General features: G+C 70.6%; 15 protein-coding genes and 1 pseudogene. 5 read left to right on the top strand and 11 right to left on the bottom strand.

The window, feature by feature from the left end; genetic code table 11:
* Positions 1 to 47: 47 nt before the first annotated feature.
* Entirely contained in the window at positions 48 to 449 is a 402-nt protein-coding gene (locus AB0I79_RS11270) for a hypothetical protein (protein WP_357871657.1), read from the bottom strand.
* On the opposite strand from AB0I79_RS11270, the pseudogene AB0I79_RS11265 reads away from it, so the two are divergent.
* From AB0I79_RS11265 to AB0I79_RS11255, 3 genes and pseudogenes are all read left to right on the top strand, one after another.
* Positions 346 to 621, top strand: a pseudogene (locus AB0I79_RS11265) (SpoIIE family protein phosphatase); the annotation flags it as partial. The gene AB0I79_RS11270 and the pseudogene AB0I79_RS11265 sit on opposite strands and share 104 nt — an antisense overlap.
* Complete coding sequence (locus tag AB0I79_RS11260; protein WP_357871627.1) at positions 593 to 1,102, top strand: PP2C family protein-serine/threonine phosphatase; 510 nt, start codon at positions 593 to 595, stop codon at positions 1,100 to 1,102. The pseudogene AB0I79_RS11265 and the gene AB0I79_RS11260, both read left to right, overlap by 29 nt.
* Before the next feature lie 80 nt (positions 1,103 to 1,182).
* Entirely contained in the window at positions 1,183 to 1,962 is a 780-nt protein-coding gene (locus tag AB0I79_RS11255; protein ID WP_357870327.1) for a DNA-formamidopyrimidine glycosylase family protein, read from the top strand.
* Here AB0I79_RS11255 and AB0I79_RS11250 read toward each other — a convergent pair.
* The 6 genes from AB0I79_RS11250 to AB0I79_RS11225 form a co-directional block, all read right to left on the bottom strand.
* Positions 1,959 to 2,315 carry a helix-turn-helix transcriptional regulator gene (locus tag AB0I79_RS11250; RefSeq protein WP_185112531.1) on the bottom strand — a complete coding sequence of 119 codons (357 nt, stop codon included), beginning with the start codon at positions 2,313 to 2,315 and terminating at the stop codon, positions 1,959 to 1,961. The two genes, AB0I79_RS11255 and AB0I79_RS11250, sit on opposite strands and share 4 nt — an antisense overlap.
* Before the next feature lie 286 nt (positions 2,316 to 2,601).
* Positions 2,602 to 3,093, bottom strand: a complete 492-nt coding sequence (locus AB0I79_RS11245; RefSeq protein WP_357870325.1) for a nicotinamide-nucleotide amidohydrolase family protein — start codon at positions 3,091 to 3,093, stop codon at positions 2,602 to 2,604.
* A gap of 3 nt (positions 3,094 to 3,096) precedes the next feature.
* Positions 3,097 to 3,669: a CDP-diacylglycerol--glycerol-3-phosphate 3-phosphatidyltransferase gene (pgsA, locus tag AB0I79_RS11240; RefSeq protein WP_357870322.1), complete on the bottom strand. Its 573-nt coding sequence runs from the start codon at positions 3,667 to 3,669 to the stop codon at positions 3,097 to 3,099.
* The gene (rimO, locus tag AB0I79_RS11235) at positions 3,666 to 5,078 is read right to left on the bottom strand and encodes a 30S ribosomal protein S12 methylthiotransferase RimO (RefSeq protein WP_357870320.1); all 1,413 of its coding nucleotides are present in this window, start codon (positions 5,076 to 5,078) and stop codon (positions 3,666 to 3,668) included. Before rimO ends, pgsA begins: the two co-directional genes overlap by 4 nt.
* A gap of 60 nt (positions 5,079 to 5,138) precedes the next feature.
* A complete protein-coding gene (locus tag AB0I79_RS11230; protein ID WP_357870318.1) occupies positions 5,139 to 5,900 on the bottom strand; it encodes a RodZ domain-containing protein in 762 nt (253 codons plus the stop codon).
* Between the two features lie 83 nt (positions 5,901 to 5,983).
* On the bottom strand, positions 5,984 to 8,314 hold the full coding sequence (locus AB0I79_RS11225) for a DNA translocase FtsK (RefSeq protein ID WP_357870316.1): 2,331 nt from the start codon (positions 8,312 to 8,314) through the stop codon (positions 5,984 to 5,986).
* Between AB0I79_RS11225 and AB0I79_RS11220 the strand changes: the two genes are divergently transcribed.
* Positions 8,313 to 8,549 carry a hypothetical protein gene (locus AB0I79_RS11220; RefSeq protein ID WP_357870313.1) on the top strand — a complete coding sequence of 79 codons (237 nt, stop codon included), beginning with the start codon at positions 8,313 to 8,315 and terminating at the stop codon, positions 8,547 to 8,549. The genes AB0I79_RS11225 and AB0I79_RS11220 overlap by 2 nt on opposite strands.
* Positions 8,550 to 8,561: 12 nt before the next feature.
* Here the strand turns inward: AB0I79_RS11220 and AB0I79_RS11215 are convergent, their stop codons facing one another.
* Together AB0I79_RS11215 and AB0I79_RS11210 are read right to left on the bottom strand one after the other, a co-directional pair.
* Positions 8,562 to 9,176 carry a response regulator gene (locus tag AB0I79_RS11215; RefSeq protein WP_357870311.1) on the bottom strand — a complete coding sequence of 205 codons (615 nt, stop codon included), beginning with the start codon at positions 9,174 to 9,176 and terminating at the stop codon, positions 8,562 to 8,564.
* Positions 9,173 to 13,189 carry a HAMP domain-containing protein gene (locus tag AB0I79_RS11210; protein WP_357870309.1) on the bottom strand — a complete coding sequence of 1,339 codons (4,017 nt, stop codon included), beginning with the start codon at positions 13,187 to 13,189 and terminating at the stop codon, positions 9,173 to 9,175. The genes AB0I79_RS11215 and AB0I79_RS11210 overlap by 4 nt, the downstream gene beginning before the upstream one ends.
* Positions 13,190 to 13,284: 95 nt before the next feature.
* Between AB0I79_RS11210 and AB0I79_RS11205 the strand changes: the two genes are divergently transcribed.
* Positions 13,285 to 15,747 (top strand): SpoIIE family protein phosphatase, encoded by a 2,463-nt coding sequence (locus AB0I79_RS11205; RefSeq protein WP_357870307.1) that lies wholly within the window; start codon positions 13,285 to 13,287, stop codon positions 15,745 to 15,747.
* On the opposite strand, the gene AB0I79_RS11200 is transcribed toward AB0I79_RS11205, so the two are convergent.
* Positions 15,740 to 16,675: an aldose epimerase family protein gene (locus AB0I79_RS11200; protein ID WP_357870305.1), complete on the bottom strand. Its 936-nt coding sequence runs from the start codon at positions 16,673 to 16,675 to the stop codon at positions 15,740 to 15,742. The two genes, AB0I79_RS11205 and AB0I79_RS11200, sit on opposite strands and share 8 nt — an antisense overlap.
* Positions 16,672 to 17,634 (bottom strand): LacI family DNA-binding transcriptional regulator, encoded by a 963-nt coding sequence (locus tag AB0I79_RS11195; protein ID WP_357870303.1) that lies wholly within the window; start codon positions 17,632 to 17,634, stop codon positions 16,672 to 16,674. The genes AB0I79_RS11200 and AB0I79_RS11195 overlap by 4 nt, the downstream gene beginning before the upstream one ends.
* Between the last annotated feature and the right edge of the window lie 28 nt (positions 17,635 to 17,662).

The raw sequence follows: 17,662 nt of genomic DNA, 5'->3' as shown, positions 1-17,662 counted from the left end.
GCAATCACCCGAGGAGGCGTCATCTCGCGGCAAATCGCCTCCAGACATCAGCGCGGGCTGCTGGTGGCCGAGGTGGTGGTCGCCCTGGCGGACGCCGCGTACGCCACGGTCTCGCTGTCGGCCCTGCTGCTGATCGGGCCGATGGTCGCCGCCCACCTGCTGACCGTCCGCCACACCGTCCTGGCCGCCGCCACCGCGCTGGCCCTGGCTCTGCCGCTGCCCGCGGTGGACGAGGGCGCCGACCTGCCGCACCATCTGGTACACGCGCTGATCGTGGCCACCGGCGGCCTGTGGGCGTACGTGACGGCGCGCGCCCATGCCCGCCACCAGGCCGAGCTGGCCCGCATGACCCGCATCGCGGAGTGGGCGATGATCCCCGCCCTCCCCGCCGAGCTGGGCGGGGTCGGCCTGGCGGCGCACACCCGATCGTCGGCCGGGGCCGGCCGCATCGGCGGCGACCTGCATGACGCCGTCGCCACGCCCACGGGCCTGCGCCTGATCGTCGGGGACGTCAAGGGTCACGGCCTGGACGCCGCGCATCTCAGCGCGACCGTCCTGACGGCCTTCCGCCGCACCGCGGCCACCGCGCCCGATCTGGCCGCCCTGGCTCGCGAGCTCGACGCCGCCGTCTCCCCCCAGCCTGGGGCCGGAGGACTTCGCGACGGTGCTGCTGGCGGAGTTCGTGCCCGGAGGGGTGCTGCTGGTCAGCTGCGGCCATCCCGCTCCCGTGCGCGTGGACAGCCGCCTGCGCGCGCTGCACCCGCCCCGCTCGTGCCGCCCTCTCGGCCTGTCTCCCGAGCCTTACGTGTGGCGCGTGCGCCTGCTGCCGTCCGACCGCCTGCTGCTGTTCACCGACGGGCTGGCCGAGGCCCGCAGCCGCGACGGCGAGGAGCTGCCCTTCGACGAGCACCTGCACGGAGCGCTGACGCAGGCCACGCTGGAGGAGTCGCTGCGCGAGGTGCTCGACCTGCTGCGGCGGCACACCGCCGGGTCGAGCGCGGACGAGGTGGACGACCTGACGCTGATCCTGGCCCAGCCCCTCGCGGTACGGGAGCCACCCGCCCCCGCGCCGGTCATGGAGGACAGGCGCAGCCTCGACTGACCCCGCGCGGTTCACTTCGCCGCGTGACAAAGGCGGAGCTCAGCGCAGACGAACCAGAAAGCCGCTCTTAAACTGGGAAAATGCCTGAAGGAGACGCCGTCTACCGCACCGCCGCGCGGCTCAGGGGCGCGCTGGACGGCCGGATCCTGACGAGATCGGACTTCCGCGTGCCCCGGCACGCCACGGCCGACCTCACCGGACGTCAGGTGATCACCACCGTCTCCAGGGGAAAGCATCTCCTCACCCGGATCGAGGGCGACCTCACCGTCCACACCCACCTGCGCATGGAGGGAAGCTGGCAGGTCTCGGAGACCGGCCGCCGGATCCCGCCCGGCGACCAGGTCAGGCTGATCCTGGCCAACGAGCGGTGGCAGGCGGTCGGGGTCAGGCTCGGGATGGTGGATCTCGTCAGGACGGCCGGCGAGGCGCGCCTGGTGGGCCACCTGGGGCCGGATCTGCTCGGCCCGGACTGGGACCCGGATGAGGCCGTGCGAAGACTACGAGGGGCGCCCGACAGGACCATCGGGGAGGCGCTGCTCGATCAGCGCAACCTGGCGGGGATCGGCACGATCTATCGCGCCGAGACCCTGTTCCTGCGCGGGATCTGGCCGTGGAAGCAGGTCGGGGAGATCGAGGATCTCAAGGGGCTCGTATCGCTGGCCCAGCGGCTGCTGGAGGCCAACAAGGGACATGCGGGCACGGTGACCACGGGTGATCGCCGCCCAGCGAATCAGACCTGGGTCTACGGCAGGACGGGGAAGCCCTGTCGCCGATGCGGCACCCGCATCAGCCGTGGGGAGATGGGGGCGCAGCCACAGGAACGGCTGATCCTGTGGTGTGCGGGCTGCCAGCCGCGTTAGGCAGCCACCATGTCCTTGACTTCGGGGAACACGGAGTCGGAGATCGACCCGGGAACCGTCTCGCCAAGAGGCAGGCGCTCGTGCTCGGGCACGTCGGCAAGCACAGGGGCAGCCTGGAGCTCCGCCAGCGCGAACTGGTCGGAAACCTCACGCAACACCTGCGAAAGCGGCACACCGAGCGCGCCGCAAATCGACGCGAGCAGCTCGGACGAGGCCTCCTTCTGGCCGCGCTCCACCTCGGACAGATAGCCGAGTGAGACACGGGCCAGCGTGGACACTTCGCGTAGCGTGCGCCCCTGCCGCACCCGCAGCCGCCTCAGCACATCTCCGAGCAGCTGACGCAGCAGAATCATCTGTCGCTCCCTCCCCGGCGCGGATGTCTTCACCACGCCCCGCGCGATCGGATCGTGCCGCACTTTGTTCTTCTTAGCTTCGTACATACTCCTCGCCGTCATCATGGGGCGTCGCCGACCCTGGACCGCCGCTCGTGGCTCGTTGCGCGACTGATCAGGCCCGCCTGCCGGGCGCTCGGTGCTTGCAGTTGGCTCACGGACCTCACTCACAGCTCCACCGTACCCGTATCCACCGACACCGCGTCAGACCGCGCATCGCATGTTCGCTCGGGACGTAACACGGTAATCACCCGGAATGTTCCCCTATGTTCGCCTTCAGCACACCTGACAGTAGATCGACTGCCTCGTCCACCGTCTCTACCCTGATACGTTCGCGCGACCCCCCAAGTCTCAATTCCCGGGACCAAATCTGCCCGCCCGGCCCTGAGACGGCCGCGTACACCAGGCCGACCGGCTTGCCGTCCTGCGGCTCGGGCCCCGCCACGCCCGTCACGGCGAGCCCGTAGGTCGCCCCGCACACCCGCGCCACCCCCGCCGCCATCGCGGCGGCCACGCCGGCGTGCACGGCCCCCTCGCGCGCCAGCAGCTCCTCGGGCACGCCCAGGAGCCCGTGCTTGAGATCGGTCGCGTAGGAGACCACCGCGCCCCTGAAGGCCTTGGAGGACCCGGGCACCGAAGTGATCGCCGCCCCGATGAGCCCTCCCGTCAGCGACTCGGCCACGGCCACCGTCGCCTCCTGGGCCACCAGCATCGTCAGCACCTCGGCCATGTCCGCCATCGATCACTCCCCGCGTGCCTGCTTGGCCACTTTGCGTAGTCTCACGGCTCTGAAGAGGTAGTCGGCCCCGGTCGCCACGGTGACCACTACCGCCGCGCCCATCACCACCCACCGGACGGGCCCCGGCACGAAGGGCAGGAGGTACAGGACGATGGCGGCGATCTGCAGCACGGTCTTGACCTTGCCGCCGTAGCTGGCCGGGATGACCGCGTGGCGCAGCAGGACGAGCCTGAGCACCGTGATGCCCAGCTCCCTGCCGAGGATCACGATCGTGACCCACCAGGGCAGCTCGTCCAGGATCGACAGGCACACCAGCGCCGCCCCGGTGAGCGCCTTGTCGGCGATCGGATCGGCGATCTTGCCGAAGTCGGTGATGAGGCCGTAGCGCCTGGCCAGCTCCCCGTCGAGATGGTCGGTGAGCGAGGCCACCGCGAAGACCGCCAGCGCGGCCACCCGCCAGCCCGTGCCCGGCAGGAAGAGGCAGACGACGAAGAAGGGGACGAGCGCCAACCGGAGGACCGTGAGGACGTTGGCGATGTTCCACGGGCTCACCACCCGGCGCTCGTCCCTCTTCATGGACCGCCGGCCTTGATGCGCGCGATCAGGTCAACCCCCTCGGCATCGACCACGTGCGCGCGTACGATCTGCCCCTTGACCAGGCCGATGCCCTGCACCGTGACGGAGCCGTCGACCTCGGGCCCCTGGTGCGCCGCCCTGCCCTCGTAGCCGCCGTCGCCGAGGTCGTCGTCGATCAGCACGTCGACCTCGGTGCCGATGCGCTCCTCCGCCCGCTGGGCGGTCAGCTCCTCGGCCAGCTCGGTGAGCATGCGCACGCGCTCGTCGATGACCTCCTGGTCCAGCTTGCCGGGCAGCCCGGCCGCCTCCGTGCCGTCCTCGTCGGAGTAGCCGAACACGCCGATCACGTCGAGCCTGGCCTCCTCCAGGAACCCGACCAGCTCGCCGAACTCCTCCTCGGTCTCGCCGGGGAAGCCCACGATGAAGTTGGAGCGCACGCCCGCCTCGGGGGCACGCTCGCGGATGGTCTCCAGCAGCCCGAGGAAGCGCTCGGGGTCGCCGAAGCGGCGCATCCGGCGCAGCACCGTGCCGCTGGCGTGCTGGAAGGACAGGTCGAAGTAGGGCGCCACGCCCTCGGTGCCGCAGATCACGTCGATCAGGCCAGGGCGCAGCTCGGCGGGCTGCAGGTAGCTGACGCGCACGCGCTCCACGCCCTCGACGGCGGCGAGCTGCGGCAGCAGCTTCTCCAGCGCCCGCAGGTCGCCCAGGTCCTTGCCGTAGGACGTGGAGTTCTCGCTCACGAGGACGAGCTCGCGCACGCCCCTGTGGGCCAGCCAGTCGGCCTCGGCGAGCAGCTCGTCGGGCTTGCGCGAGACGTAGGAGCCACGGAAGGCCGGAATGGCGCAGAACGTGCAGCGCCGGTCGCAGCCGGAGGCCAGCTTGAGCGAGGCCACCGGGCTCTCGTCGAGCCGTTTGCGCAGCACGCGCGGCCCACTGGCGGGCGCCAGGCCCTCCGGCAGGTCGCCGTGGCCGGGGATGCTGGCCTTGGGCGCGCTGGCACGGTCCACCGGCGAGATGGGTAGCAAGGTGCGGCGGTCGCGTGGCGTGTGCGGCTTCAGCGGCCGGTCGGCCAGCACGTCGTCGAGGCGGTCACCGATCTCGGCGTAGTCGTCGAAGGAGATGACCGCGCTGGCCTCGGGCAGGGCCTCGGCGAGCTCGTTGCCGTAGCGCTCGGCCATGCAACCCGCGGCCACCACCTTCGCGCCGGAGTCAGCGGCGGCCAGGAGCGTGTCGATGGAGTCTTTCTTGGCCGAGTCAATGAAGCCACACGTGTTGACGACGACGACATCGGGGTCGTCGTCGCCCAGCTGCCAGCCGGCAGCTTCGAGTCGCGCGGCCAGCTCTTCGGAGTCGACCTCGTTGCGTGCGCAGCCCAGAGTGATCAGCGATGCGGTTCGGCGGGATGACATGGTGAACACTACGGTATCGGGAGTTGGCCACCACCCGATGCACTGGCTCCCCCCGCACGGCTACCGCGACTGCGGTTTGGGCGGCCCGAACGAGCGCCGCACCACCTCTCCCCTGCCCCCGAGACCCTTCACCTTCTTGCCGTTGACGTGCACCGTTACCGCTCCGGCGTCCGCCAGCAGCACGTTGACCTTCGCGGCCGCGCGCCACGTGGAGGTCTTGCCCGCCTTGAGAGTGCCCGAGAACAGCTTGTGCCCCTCGGCGTCGTGCAGGCTCACGTACGACGACCGCTTCGCCGTGATACGTACCGTAACCGTGTTCTTGGCCGAGGTCTTGGACGGCGTCGGCCTCGGCGTCTCGGTGATCGGCGTGTTCGGCGGCACGCTGGGCCGGGCCGAGGCGGCCCGCACGTCGCCCGTGCGCACCTGGTCGCTGGCGCCGCCCATCACCCGCATCATGCCGAAGACCACGACGATGGCCAGCGCCACGCCGAGCGCCATCGTCCAGTTGGGCCCGCGCCGCTCCGGCAGGTTGATCTTGCGATCGGCCTGGAACACGGCCGAGGCCGGCATGGGCTGCGGCGGCCCGCCGTACTGCTGGTCGTAGAGATGGACGGTGGCCTCGGGATCGAGCCCCACCGCCCTGGCCACGGCCCTGACGTGCCCCCTGGCGTAGAAGGCGCCGCCGCACTGGCCGTAGTCGTCCTGCTCCATGCAATGGATCATGGCCTCGCGAATCCTGGTGGCCGCGCTGACCTGCGCGACCGACAGCCCGGCCGTCTGCCTGGCCGCCCGCAGCATGGCCCCGATGCTCTGCTCCTGCACAGCGAACCGCCCCCCACCACACTGGCTACTCTTCGTGGTGGTACATATTCAATCAGTTATCGCCGTGCAACCGTGCATTGGGGTCATTCGCCACGCAGATCCGCCAGCAAACCCGGCAGATCGTCGGGCTTGACGAGCACCTCGCGCGCCTTGGAGCCCTCGCTCGGGCCCACCACGTTCCGGCTCTCCAGCAGGTCCATCAGCCGCCCCGCCTTGGCGAACCCGACCCGCAGCTTGCGCTGGAGCATGGACGTCGAGCCGAACTGCGTGGTCACGATCAGCTCGGCCGCCTGGATCAGCAGGTCGAGGTCGTCGCCGATGTCCTCGTCGATCTCCTTCTTGACCGGCGCGGCCGCCACGTCCTCGCGGTACTCGACCTGCATCTGCTCCTTGCAGTGCGAGACGATCTCGGCGATCTCCTTCTCCGAGACGAACGCGTTCTGGATGCGGATCGGCTTGCTGGCCCCCATGGGCAGGAACAGCGCGTCACCCTGGCCGACCAGCTTGTCGGCGCCCGGCTGGTCGAGGATGACCCGCGAGTCGGTGAGGCTGGAGACGGCGAAGGCGAGCCTGGACGGCACGTTCGCCTTGATCAGGCCGGTGACGACGTCCACCGACGGCCGCTGCGTGGCGATCACCAGGTGGATGCCCGCCGCCCGGGCGAGCTGGGTGATGCGCACGATCGAGTCCTCGACGTCGCGCGGGGCCACCATCATGAGGTCGGCCAGCTCGTCCACGATCACCAGCAGGTACGGGTACGGCTGGTAGACGCGCTCGCTGCCGGGCGGCGGCTGCAGCTTGCCCGCCCGCACGGCCTTGTTGAACTCGTCCACGTGCCGGAACCCCGACGCCGCCAGGTCGTCGTAGCGCCGGTCCATCTCGCCCACGACCCATTCGAGGGCCTCGGCGGCCTTCTTCGGGTTCGTGATGATGGGGGTGATGAGGTGGGGGATGCCCTCGTACACGCTGAGCTCGACCCGCTTGGGGTCGACCAGCACCATGCGCACCTCGTCGGGGGTGGCGCGCATCAGGATGGACGTGATCAGGCCGTTGACGCAGACCGACTTACCGGCGCCGGTGGCGCCCGCGATGAGCAGGTGGGGCATCTTGGCGAGGTTCGCGACGATGGTGCGGCCCTCGACGTCCTTGCCCAGGCCGACGATCATCGGGTGGTGGTCGGCCTGCGCCACCTGGGAGCGCAGCACGTCGCCGAGCGCCACCAGGTCCTTGTCCGCGTTGGGGATCTCCACCCCGATCGCCGACTTGCCGGGGATCGGGGACAAGATGCGGACATCTGCGGATTTGACGGCGTAGGCGATGTTCTTGGTGAGCGCGGTGACCTTCTCCACCTTCACCGCCGGCCCGAGCTCGATCTCGTAACGGGTGACCGTCGGGCCCCGGGTGAACCCGATCACCTGCGCGTCGATGGCGAACTGCTCCAGCACGCTGGTCAGCGCGTTCACCACGGTCGTGTTGGCCTTGGTCTGCGGCTTGGGCGCGGTGCCCGGCTTGAGGTACTGCAGGTCGGGCAGGCTGTACGGGCCCGCCTGCGGGGACAGGACGAGCTGCTCGACCTTCCGCGGCGCGGGCGTCGGCTCCGGCGGCTCAGGACGCCTCTCAGCCTCGGGAGCGGGCGCCTCCTCCTCGTCGGCCAGCCCGGGCACGATCTCCGGCGAATGATCGCTCTTCTTGTCCTTCTCCGCGATCACCGGAGTGTCGTACGGCTTGACGCTGTCTTCGCCCTCCTCCGGCTTCTTCGCCCTGACCCGCTTCCTGGCGGCGGGCTTGGCCGCGGCGTCCGTCTCGGAGTGCCGCTCGAACAGCATGTGCTTCAGCTCGGACAGCCGCTCGGGGATCCGGTGCACGGGCGTGGCCGTGATCACCAGCACCCCGAACCCGGACAGGAGCAGCAGCAGCGGGATCGTCACCCACGGCGGCAGGATGCTCATCGGCGGCGCCGACACGATGAACCCGACCATGCCGCCGGCCTGCGACACCTTGTCCATGCCCTGGCCCTCACCGGCCGGGTACGGCGTGCCGTTGGCCACGTGGATCACCCCGAGCACGCCCACCATCAGCGCCGCCCAGCCGATGACCATCCGCCCCGTGTCGGCGTTCTGGTCGGGATGGCGCAGGTAACGCCAGGCCAGCAGCCCGAGCAGCAGCGGCAGCGCCCACGCCAGCGAGCCGAACACGCCGCGCACGGTGGCGTTGACCACGCCGGCCACCGCCCCCTCGGAGTTGCGCCACGTCATGGCCGCCAGCACGATCGCGCCCGCCAGCACCGTCAGGCCCACCCCGTCGCGCCGGTGCGCCGGATCGAGCTCCTTGGCGTTCTTGCCCAGGGCCCGCGCCGCGCTGCCGACGCCGTTGGCGAACAACATCCACAGCCCGACGATCAGTCTGCCGATCATGGTGAAGACCCAGCTGATCGGGTCCTGGTGGGTCATCGAGGGCTTGCGGCCGGAGGCGGCTCCCTTCGCCCTGGGTCGTCCCGCCGAAGCGGCCCCGCGCTTGGCGGGGGTCGAACGGGACGAGGTCGACCGCTTCGCCGGCCCCTTCGATGCGCTTTTCGGCGTACGGGTGGCCATGATGCCAAAGGTACGACGGAGACACCGCGGTACGCGCGGAGGCTCGCCGATGTCCTGACGGACGGGAGGGTCATTCCCTGGCGCGGACTGTCGAGACCGCCTCGAAGGCGGTCTGCATGGCCGCCACCCGGTCGGTCAGGTCCTTGACCGCCTCCCGTACCCCCTCGTCCCCGGCGGCGCCCTCCGACAGCCCGTCCAGGCGCGCCTCGACCGCCCCCAGCCGCCGCGCGAACCCGGACAGGGCCTCGTTGTCGCTGACGAGCTGGGCCAGCAGCGCCGCCTGCTCCATCAGCACCGCGCTCTTCCTGAACAGCTCCATGAACACCGCCACCTTCGAGCGCAGCACCCACGGGTCGAACGGCTTGGTGAGATAGTCGACGGCGCCCACCGCGTACCCGCGGAAGGCCGCGCCCGAGTTGGGCTCGGTGCCCGTCAGGAAGATGATCGGCACGTCGCGGGTCTGGTCGAGCCGCTTGATGTGGGTGGCGGTCTCGAAGCCGTCCATGCCGGGCATGAGCACGTCGAGCAGGACGACCGCGAAGTCGTGGCGCAGCATCAGCTTCATCGCCTCCGGCCCCGACCTGGCCTTGAACAGCAACTGCTGCAGCGGCCGCAGCACGGCCTCCAGCGCGACCAGGCTCTCGTCGTTGTCGTCCACCAGCAGGATCTTGACCTGTCGGTTCATCCGTCCCCCTTCCGTTCACCCGCGAGCCACCCGCGCATCACCTCCAGGAGCTGGTCGAGGTCCACGGGTTTGGGCACGTAGTCGGACGCGCCGCAGGAGATCGTCTTCTCCCGGTCCCCCGGCATCGCCTTGGCCGTGAGCGCGATGATCGGCAGGTCGGCGAAGCGCGGCAGCTGCCGTACGGCGACGAGGGTCTCGTAGCCATCCATCTCGGGCATCATCACGTCCATGAGGACCAGCGCGATGTCCTCCTCCCGCTCCAGCGCCTCGAGGCCCTCCCTGCCGTTCTCGGCGTAGACGATCTCCATGCCGAGCCGGCCGAGCACGTGGGTCAGGGCGTAGACGTTGCGGATGTCGTCGTCCACGATGAGCACCCGCCGGCCCGCCAACGCCGCCCCGAGCGGGCCCTGCCTGAGCCTGCTCAGCTTGGAGGAGGAGTGCCACGGGTCGTCGCCGTCGGCCTGCCAGCCGGGCGGCGGCGTGCGGGGCTCGGCGGGCTCGGGCGGCGGCTGCTCAGGGCCGCTGGCGGCGCATGCGCCCGGCACGTACAGGGTGAACGTGCTGCCCTGGCCGGGGGTGCTGATGGCGTGGATCTCGCCGCCGAGCAGGCGGGCGATCTCGCTGCTGATCGACAGGCCCAGGCCGGTGCCGCCGTACTTGCGGCTAGTGGTGCCGTCGGCCTGCTGGAAGGCGCCGAAGATGACCGGGAGCTTGTCGGCCGCGATGCCGATGCCGGTGTCGTGCACCGCGAAACAGAGCATCGGCCGGCCGTCGGGGTCGGGCCTGTCCTCGGCGACGGAGACCGTCAGGCGCACCTCGCCCACGGAGGTGAACTTGACCGCGTTCGACAGCAGGTTGCGCAGGATCTGCTGGAGCCTGCGCTCGTCGTTGAACAGCTCGCGGGGCGTGCCGGGGGCGACCTCGATCTCGAACGTCAGCCCCCGATCCACGGTGAGCGGGCGGAAGGTGGCATCGACGTAGTCGAGCAGCTTGCTCAGCGGCAGCTTCTCCGGACGGACGTCCATCCGCCCGGCCTCGATCTTGGACAGGTCGAGGATGTCGTTGATGAGCTGGAGCAGGTCGCTGCCCGCGTTGTGGATCGTGCTGGCGAACTCGACCTCCTGCTCCGACAGGTTCCCCTCGGGGTTGTCGGCCAGCAGCCTGGCCAAAATGAGCAGGCTGTTGAGCGGCGTGCGCAGCTCGTGCGACATGTTGGCCAGGAACTCCGACTTGTAGCGGGAGGAGGTGGCCAGCAGGTGGGCCTTCTCCTCCAGCGCCGCGTTGGACTTGCGCAGCTCGGCCTGCTGGCGCTGCAGCTCGTCGGAGCGGCCCTGGAGCTGCTGCGCCAGGCGCTGCGACTCCGACAGCAGCGCCTCGGTGCGGGCGTTGGCGATGATGGTGTTGATCGCCACGCCGATGGTGACCACGAACTGGTCGAAGAAGGCCAGGTGCACGTCGCTGAACCGGCTGAACGAGGCCAGCTCGATCACGCCCAGCACCTTGTCCTCGAACACGATGGGCAGCACCACCACGCTGGCGGGCGCGGCCTCGCCCAGCCCCGAGTGCACGGTGATGTAGCCGGGCGGCACGTCCTCCAGCAGGATGCGCTTGCGCTCCAGCGCGGCCTGCCTGATCAGGCCCGGCCCCGGGGTGGCGGGGCCGGGCAGCACGTCGTGGGCGGCGCCGTAGCCGGCGATGTAGGCCAGCGAGCCGTCGACCGAGTCGGCGTCCGCCAGGAAGAAGGCGCCGTACTGGGCGCTGACCAGCGGCGTCAGCTCGCGCAGGATCAGGTCGGCGACCTCGACGAGGTTGCGGTGGCCCTGCATGAGCCCGGCGATGCGGGCCAGGTTGCTCTCCAGCCAGTCCTTGGCGCGGGTGGTCTCGCGCAGGTTGGCCACCATGAGGTTGACGTTGTTCTTCAGCTCGGCGACCTCGCCCTTGGCCTCGACGCTGATGGCCCGGCTCAGGTCGCCCTGGGCGACGGCGCTGGCGACCTCGGCGATGGCGCGCACCTGGGTGGTGAGGTTGCCCGCGAGCTCGTTGACGTTCTTGGTGAGGCGCTCCCAGGTGCCGTAGACGCCCTCGACCTCGGCCTGGCCGCCCAGCCTGCCCTCCGAGCCGACCTCGCGGGCCACCCTGGTCACCTCGGAGGAGAACGACGAGAGCGTGTCGACCATGGTGTTGATCGTGGTCTTGAGCTCCAGGATCTCGCCCCGGGCGTCCACGTCGATCTTCTTGGACAGGTCGCCGTTGGCCACGGCGGTGGCGACCTGGGCGATGTTGCGGACCTGGCTGGTGAGGTTGGAGGCCATGAAGTTCACGTTGTCGGTCAGGTCCTTCCACACCCCCGACGCACCCCGCACCTGCGCCTGACCACCCAGCCGCCCCTCCGTGCCCACCTCACGGGCGACCCTGGTCACCTCGTCGGCGAACGCGGACAGCTTGTCCACGGTGGTGTTGATGGTGTCCTTGAGCTGCAGGATCTCCCCACGCGCGTCCACGGTGATCTTCTTGGACAGGTCGCCGTTGGCGATGGCGGTGGTGACCATGGCGATCGAACGCACCTGGCTGGTGAGGTTGGAGGCCATGAAGTTCACGTTGTCGGTCAGGTCCTTCCACACCCCCGACACCCCCCGCACCTGCGCCTGACCACCCAGCCGCCCCTCCGTGCCCACCTCGCGCGCCACCCGCGTCACCTCGTCGGCGAACGCCGAGAGCTGGCCCACCATCGTGTTGACGGTGTCCTTGAGCTGCAGGATCTCGCCCTTGACGTCCACGCTGATCTTGCGGCTGAGGTCTCCCTGGGCGACGGCGGTGGCGACCTGGGCGATGTCGCGTACCTGCTCGGTGAGGTTGGAGGCCATGAAGTTCACGTTGTCGGTCAGGTCCTTCCACACCCCCGACACCCCCCGCACCTGCGCCTGACCACCCAGCCGCCCCTCCGTGCCCACCTCGCGCGCCACCCGCGTCACCTCGTCGGCGAACGCCGAGAGCTGGCCCACCATCGTGTTGATGGTGTCCTTGAGCTGCAGGATCTCCCCACGCGCGTCCACGGTGATCTTCTTGGACAGGTCGCCGTTGGCCACCGCGGTCGTCACCTGGGCGATCGAGCGCACCTGGGTGGTGAGGTTGGAGGCCATGAAGTTGACGTTGTCGGTCAGGTCCTTCCAGGTGCCGAGCACGCCCTTGACCTCGGCCCGGCCGCCGAGCTGGCCCTCGGTGCCGACCTCGCGGGCCACCCTGGTCACCTCGCTGGCGAACGACGAGAGCTGGTCCACCATGGTGTTGACCGTCAGCTTCAGCTCCAGCAGCTCGCCGGTGGCCTCGACCGTCACCTGCCTGGTCAGGTCGCCCCTGGCCACGGCGGTGGTGACGACCGCGATGTCGCGTACCTGCGCGGTCAGCCGCCCGGCCATGGCGTTGACCGCCTCGGTCACGTCGCGCCAGCTTCCCGACATGCCCTGCACCTTGGCCCGCCCGCCGAGCCGCCCCTCGGTGCCGACCTCGCGCGCCACCCTGGTCACCTCGCCGGAGAACAGCGCGAGCTGGTCCACCATGCGGTTGACCGCCTTGCCCATCAGGCGCAGCCCGCCACGCAGCGGCCGGTCGTCCTCCTGCAGGTCCACCCGCTTGGACAGGTCGCCGTCGGCGACCGCGTTGAGCACCCTGGTGGCCTTGGCCATCGGGATGACCAGCGCGTCGACGATGGAGTTGACGGCGGCCACGTTGACCGCCCAGCCGCCCGTGCCGGGGCTGGGGTCGAGCCGCTCGTCGAGCCGCCCCCGCCTGGCGACCTCGGTGCGCAGGCGGGTCAGCTCGTTCGACAGGTGCTCGTTGCGGTCGACGACCTGGTTGAAGGTGATCGCCAGCTCGGCGAGGAACGGGTCGTCGGGCGGATCGAGCCTGCTGCGGAAGTTGCCGTCGCGCAGCCCCTGCAGGGCCACGAGCAGCGGGCGGAGCTCCGCGGGGTGGAGCGATCCAGCACGGTGGGGGGAGTCCAACTGCGCGACCATGGCGGCCTTCTTCACAACTGGAGGTATCAACGGCATCAGTCTGCCACCCTGAGAGTGACCGAACTGCCACATCGAGTGATGTTCTAGGACGCAGAGTGGACACGACCAGGGTGTCGAGCACGGCCTTCGACGGCACTCCCCATGCACCGGCGCACGCGCGCAAGTTCGTCCGGCAGGTGCTCGGCGAATGGCGCCTGAGCCATCTCGCCGAGGACGCCGTGCTGCTGACCAGCGAACTCGTCACCAACGCGGTGGTGCACGCCGGCACCGGCGTCGAGCTGACCTGCCGCCTGGACGTGGACGCCAGCCCGCCCAAACTCGAGATCGAGGTCGACGACCACCACCCCACGCGCGCCCTGCCGACCGGCGAGCCCGCACCCGCCGACGGCTCGCTGCCCACCTCGGGCCGCGGGCTGGCGCTGGCCGGCATGCTGGCCGACGCCTGGGGCGTCACCTACACCAGGACCACCAAGCGCGTCTGGGTGCGCATGGAGCTGGGCGAGGGCTGCGACATGCAGGACCACGTGTCGTGCCCGCCCTGCCTGGTCCCTGGACCTGTCGCGCCGCCCCTGGAGACCCTGCACGTCGGCGTGGTGATCTGCGACCTCGACGGGGTCGTGGAGTCGTGGAACCCCGAGGCGGAGCGGCTCCTCGGCTGGCGGGCCGAGCAGGCCGTCGGCCGGTCGCTGAAGGAGCTGGTGGCCTGGCGCGGCCACGGCCCGTACGCGCTGTCGCTGACCGACACGCTCAGCCTGGGCCGCTGGCGGGGCGAGGCGCGCATGCGGCACCGCGACGGCTCGCTCGTCCCCGTCTACGTCTCCCAGTTGCGGGCCCGCGGGCACGCGGGCGAGCGCCGGGCGATCTGGATGGTGGTCTCCAGCGACCACCGCTACGTGCTGACACCGCCGTCGGCGCCGCTGCGCAGGGAGGCGGGCCGGCGCATCAAGGACCTGCTCGACCGGGACATGCCGCTCACCGAGCTGCTGGCCACGATCGCCCAGATCGTCCAGGTGTCCAGCGGCGGTGACGCCGCGTACGTGCTGCTGGCCACGGAGGGCGGCAGCCGGTTCGGCGTGGCGGCGGGCGTGGGCGCGACGGCGGGGCTGGTGGGCGTGCTGGCCACCGGCGTGTTCGGCGCCGACAGGAAGTCCCCGATGATGGTCGAGGACCTGCTGGCCGGCGACGTCGAGCTGGCCCAGCAGCTACGGGCCAGGTCCCTGGCGTGCGCGCCGCTGCTCGTGGCGGGCGAGGTGGTGGGCTATCTCGTGGTCACCGACGCCCAGCCGAGCCGGTTCGACCAGGAGCTGACGGTCAGCCTGCAACACATCGCCGACCAGGTGGCGGTGACCGTGCAGCGCGAGCGGCTGGCCGAGCAGGACCGGGCGCACCGGGGGCGGCTGTCGTTCCTGGCGGAGGCGGGCGAGCTGCTGGCGGGCGTGCACGACGAGGAGCTGATCGCGGCGCTGACCGCGCAGCTCGTGGTGCCCAAGATCGCCACGTGGGCGGCCGTCTACCTGACCGATCTGGCCGGCATGACGAGGCTCGCCCACGTCTGGCACAGCGAGGAGCGCCACAACGCCGACCTGCGCAAGTCGCTGCCCGCCATCCCCCGCACGGCGCTGACCGAGGTGAGCTGGCCGGTCGGCCAGGAGAACGTGCTGGCCTTCCCGCTGCTGACGCAGGGCAGGTCGCACGGCGCGCTGGTGATCGGCCGGTCCGAGCCGACGCTGCCGCTGGAGCTGGCCGACCTGCTTGCGGACCTGTGCCGCCTGGTGGCGCTCAACCTGCACACGGCCATGCTCTACACCCGGCAGGCCACCACCTCCCGGGTGCTCCAGCGCAGCCTGCTGCCCATGCGGGTGGCACCCATGCCGGGCCTGGAGTCCGCGGTGGTCTACGAGCCCGCCGAGGAGGGCGCGGACGTCGGCGGCGACTTCTACGACCTGTTCACGGTGGCCGACCACTGGTGCTTCGCGCTGGGCGACGTGTGCGGCAGCGGCCCCGAGGCGGCCGCCGTCACGGGGCTGGCCAGGCACGCCGTCCGCCTGCTGGCCAAGGAGCACTACACCGTGGCCGACATCTTCGACCGGCTCAACCACGCGCTGCTGGAGGAGGGCGAGGAGGGCAGGTTCCTCAGCCTGCTGTGCGGGGAGCTGACCCCGCTCCCGCAGGGCGGCGCGCTGTGCACGATCGCCTCGGCCGGCCATCCGCCGCCCCTGCTGCTGCGGCCCGACGGCGAGGTCCAGGCCGTGGCCACGCCGCAACTGCTGCTCGGCATCGAGTCCGGCGCCAGGTTCTACGTGGAGTCGTTCGAGCTGGCGCCGGAGGAGGTGCTGCTGTGCGTCACCGACGGCGTGACCGAGCGGCGCGACGGCGACCGGCTGCTGGACGACGGCGACGGGCTGTCGAAGCTGCTGTCCACCTGTACGGGGCTGAGCGCCCACGCGGTGGCCGAGCGCGTACGGCACGCGGTCGAGACGTTCGCCGCCGAGCCGTCGCAGGACGACGTGGCCCTGCTGGTGATCAAGGCCAACGCCGGGCTGCGGACGGTCAGATGAACCTGTACGTGGTGGTGGACGTGCGGCGCTCGCCGGGGCGCAGCACCGTGGAGGGGAACTGCGGCTGGTTCGGCGCGTCGGGGTAGTGCTGCGTCTCCAGGCACAGGCCGGCGAACGGCCCGTACGGCGTCGCGACCCCGTCCAGCATGCCACCGGCGTAGAACTGCACGCCCGGCTCGGTGGTGGTGACCTCCATGGTCAGCCCGCCCGCCGTCACCTTGACGGCGCCGCCGTCGAGGACGAAGCAGTGGTCGTAGGCGCCGTCGTACCGCTCGCCCACCGCGTGCGGCTCGGTGAAGTCGAACGGCGTGCCCTTGACCGGCGCGGGCTCACCCGTGGGGATCTTGTCGTCGTCCACCGGCAGGTAGTGCTCGGCGTCCATCTGGACGACGTGGTCGAGCACGTCGCCGCCGCCCTTGAGGTTGAAGTAGGAGTGGTTGGTCAGGTTGACCACGGTCGGCGCGTCGGCCTCGGCGGTGTAGTCGATGCGCAGGGCGTCGTCGGCCAGCGTGTAGGTGACCGAGGCGGTCAGCGCGCCGGGGAAGCCCTGGTCGCCGTCGGGGCTGGTCAGCGTGAGCGTCACCGACGAGCCGGTGCGCTCGGCGATCGTCCACACCTTGCTGTCGAAGCCCTCGACGCCGCCGTGCAGGCAGTTGGGGCCGTTGTTGGCCGGCAGGGTGAACTCGACGCCGTCCAGGGTGAAGCGGGCGTTCGCGATGCGGTTGCCGTACCTGCCGACGACGGCGCCGAAGTAGCGGCTGCGGGTGCGGTAGTCGTCGAGCGTGTCCAGCCCGAGCACGACGTTGACCCCGGACACCTCCAGCGTGCGGATGATGGCGCCGTAGGTGAGCACCTCGGCGCGCAGCCGTCCTGACGACAGCTCTACGCGCTCGACCTGCTGGCCCGATGGCAGCGTTCCGAAGATCATGTCTGTGCCCTTCCCGTGGACTCGCGGACAATGAGGGCGGTGTCGAGGGTCACTGTCGCGCCCTCGCCTCCCGACTGCAGCAGCAGATCGACGGCCATCCTCCCCGCCTGCACGGCCGGCATGGCCACCGTGGTCAGCTTGGGCCGGTTGAGCCGCCCCGGCAGGATGTCGTCGAACCCGATCACACTTATCTGGTCTGGTACCCCTATCTCCATCGCCGCCAGCCCCTCGACGAGGCCGAGTGCGACGAGGTCGTTGTAGGCGAGCACCGCGGTCGCGCCGCAGGCGGCCACCTCGGGGGCCACGGCCAGGCCGCCTGACTCCGTGGGCTGGTTCGGGCCGAAGAAGACCAGGTCGAGCCCCGCCGCCTCGGCGGCCACGCCCTGCATCTCGTTGCTGGTCCACGAGCCGATCGGCCCGGACACGAGCGCGATCCTGCGGTGGCCGAGCCCTGCCAGGTGGTCGAGGGCGAGCCTGGCGCCCTGGGCGACGTTCATGAGCACGGCGGGCATGCCCTTGATGCGCCGGTTGACCACTACGAAGGGCACGTCCTCCGCCAGCCGCTCGATCATCTTGTTCGACAGGCGCGGGCTGCACAGCAGGACGCCGTCCACCTGCTTGGTGAGCGTCCTGATGAGCTCTTCCTCGACCCGCGGGTCCTCGTCGGTGTCGGCCACGAACACGTGGTAGTCCCGCCCCCTGGCCTGCGCCTGCGCGGCCTTGATGAGGGGCGGGAAGAACGGGTTGGAGATGTCGGCCACGATCAGGCCCATGTTGAACGTGCGTCCGGTGGTCAGCGCCCTGGCCGCCCGGTTGGGCCGGTAGCCGAGATCGTCGGCCGCGGCGAGCACGCGGCTCCTGGTGGCAGGATTGACCAGGTGCGGTGCGGAGAAGGTACGGGACACGGTGGACACATGCACGCCGCAGGCGCGCGCCACGTCCTTGATCGTCGCCGCCATCGCCGCCCTCCCTTGCAAACGGTTGCCA

The sequence above is a fragment of the Nonomuraea sp. NPDC050202 genome (assembly GCF_040656115.1).
In the GTDB taxonomy this organism is placed as follows: domain Bacteria; phylum Actinomycetota; class Actinomycetes; order Streptosporangiales; family Streptosporangiaceae; genus Nonomuraea.
Note: the sequence above shows the minus strand (reverse complement) of the source record. Positions and strands in the feature narration are given on the sequence as shown.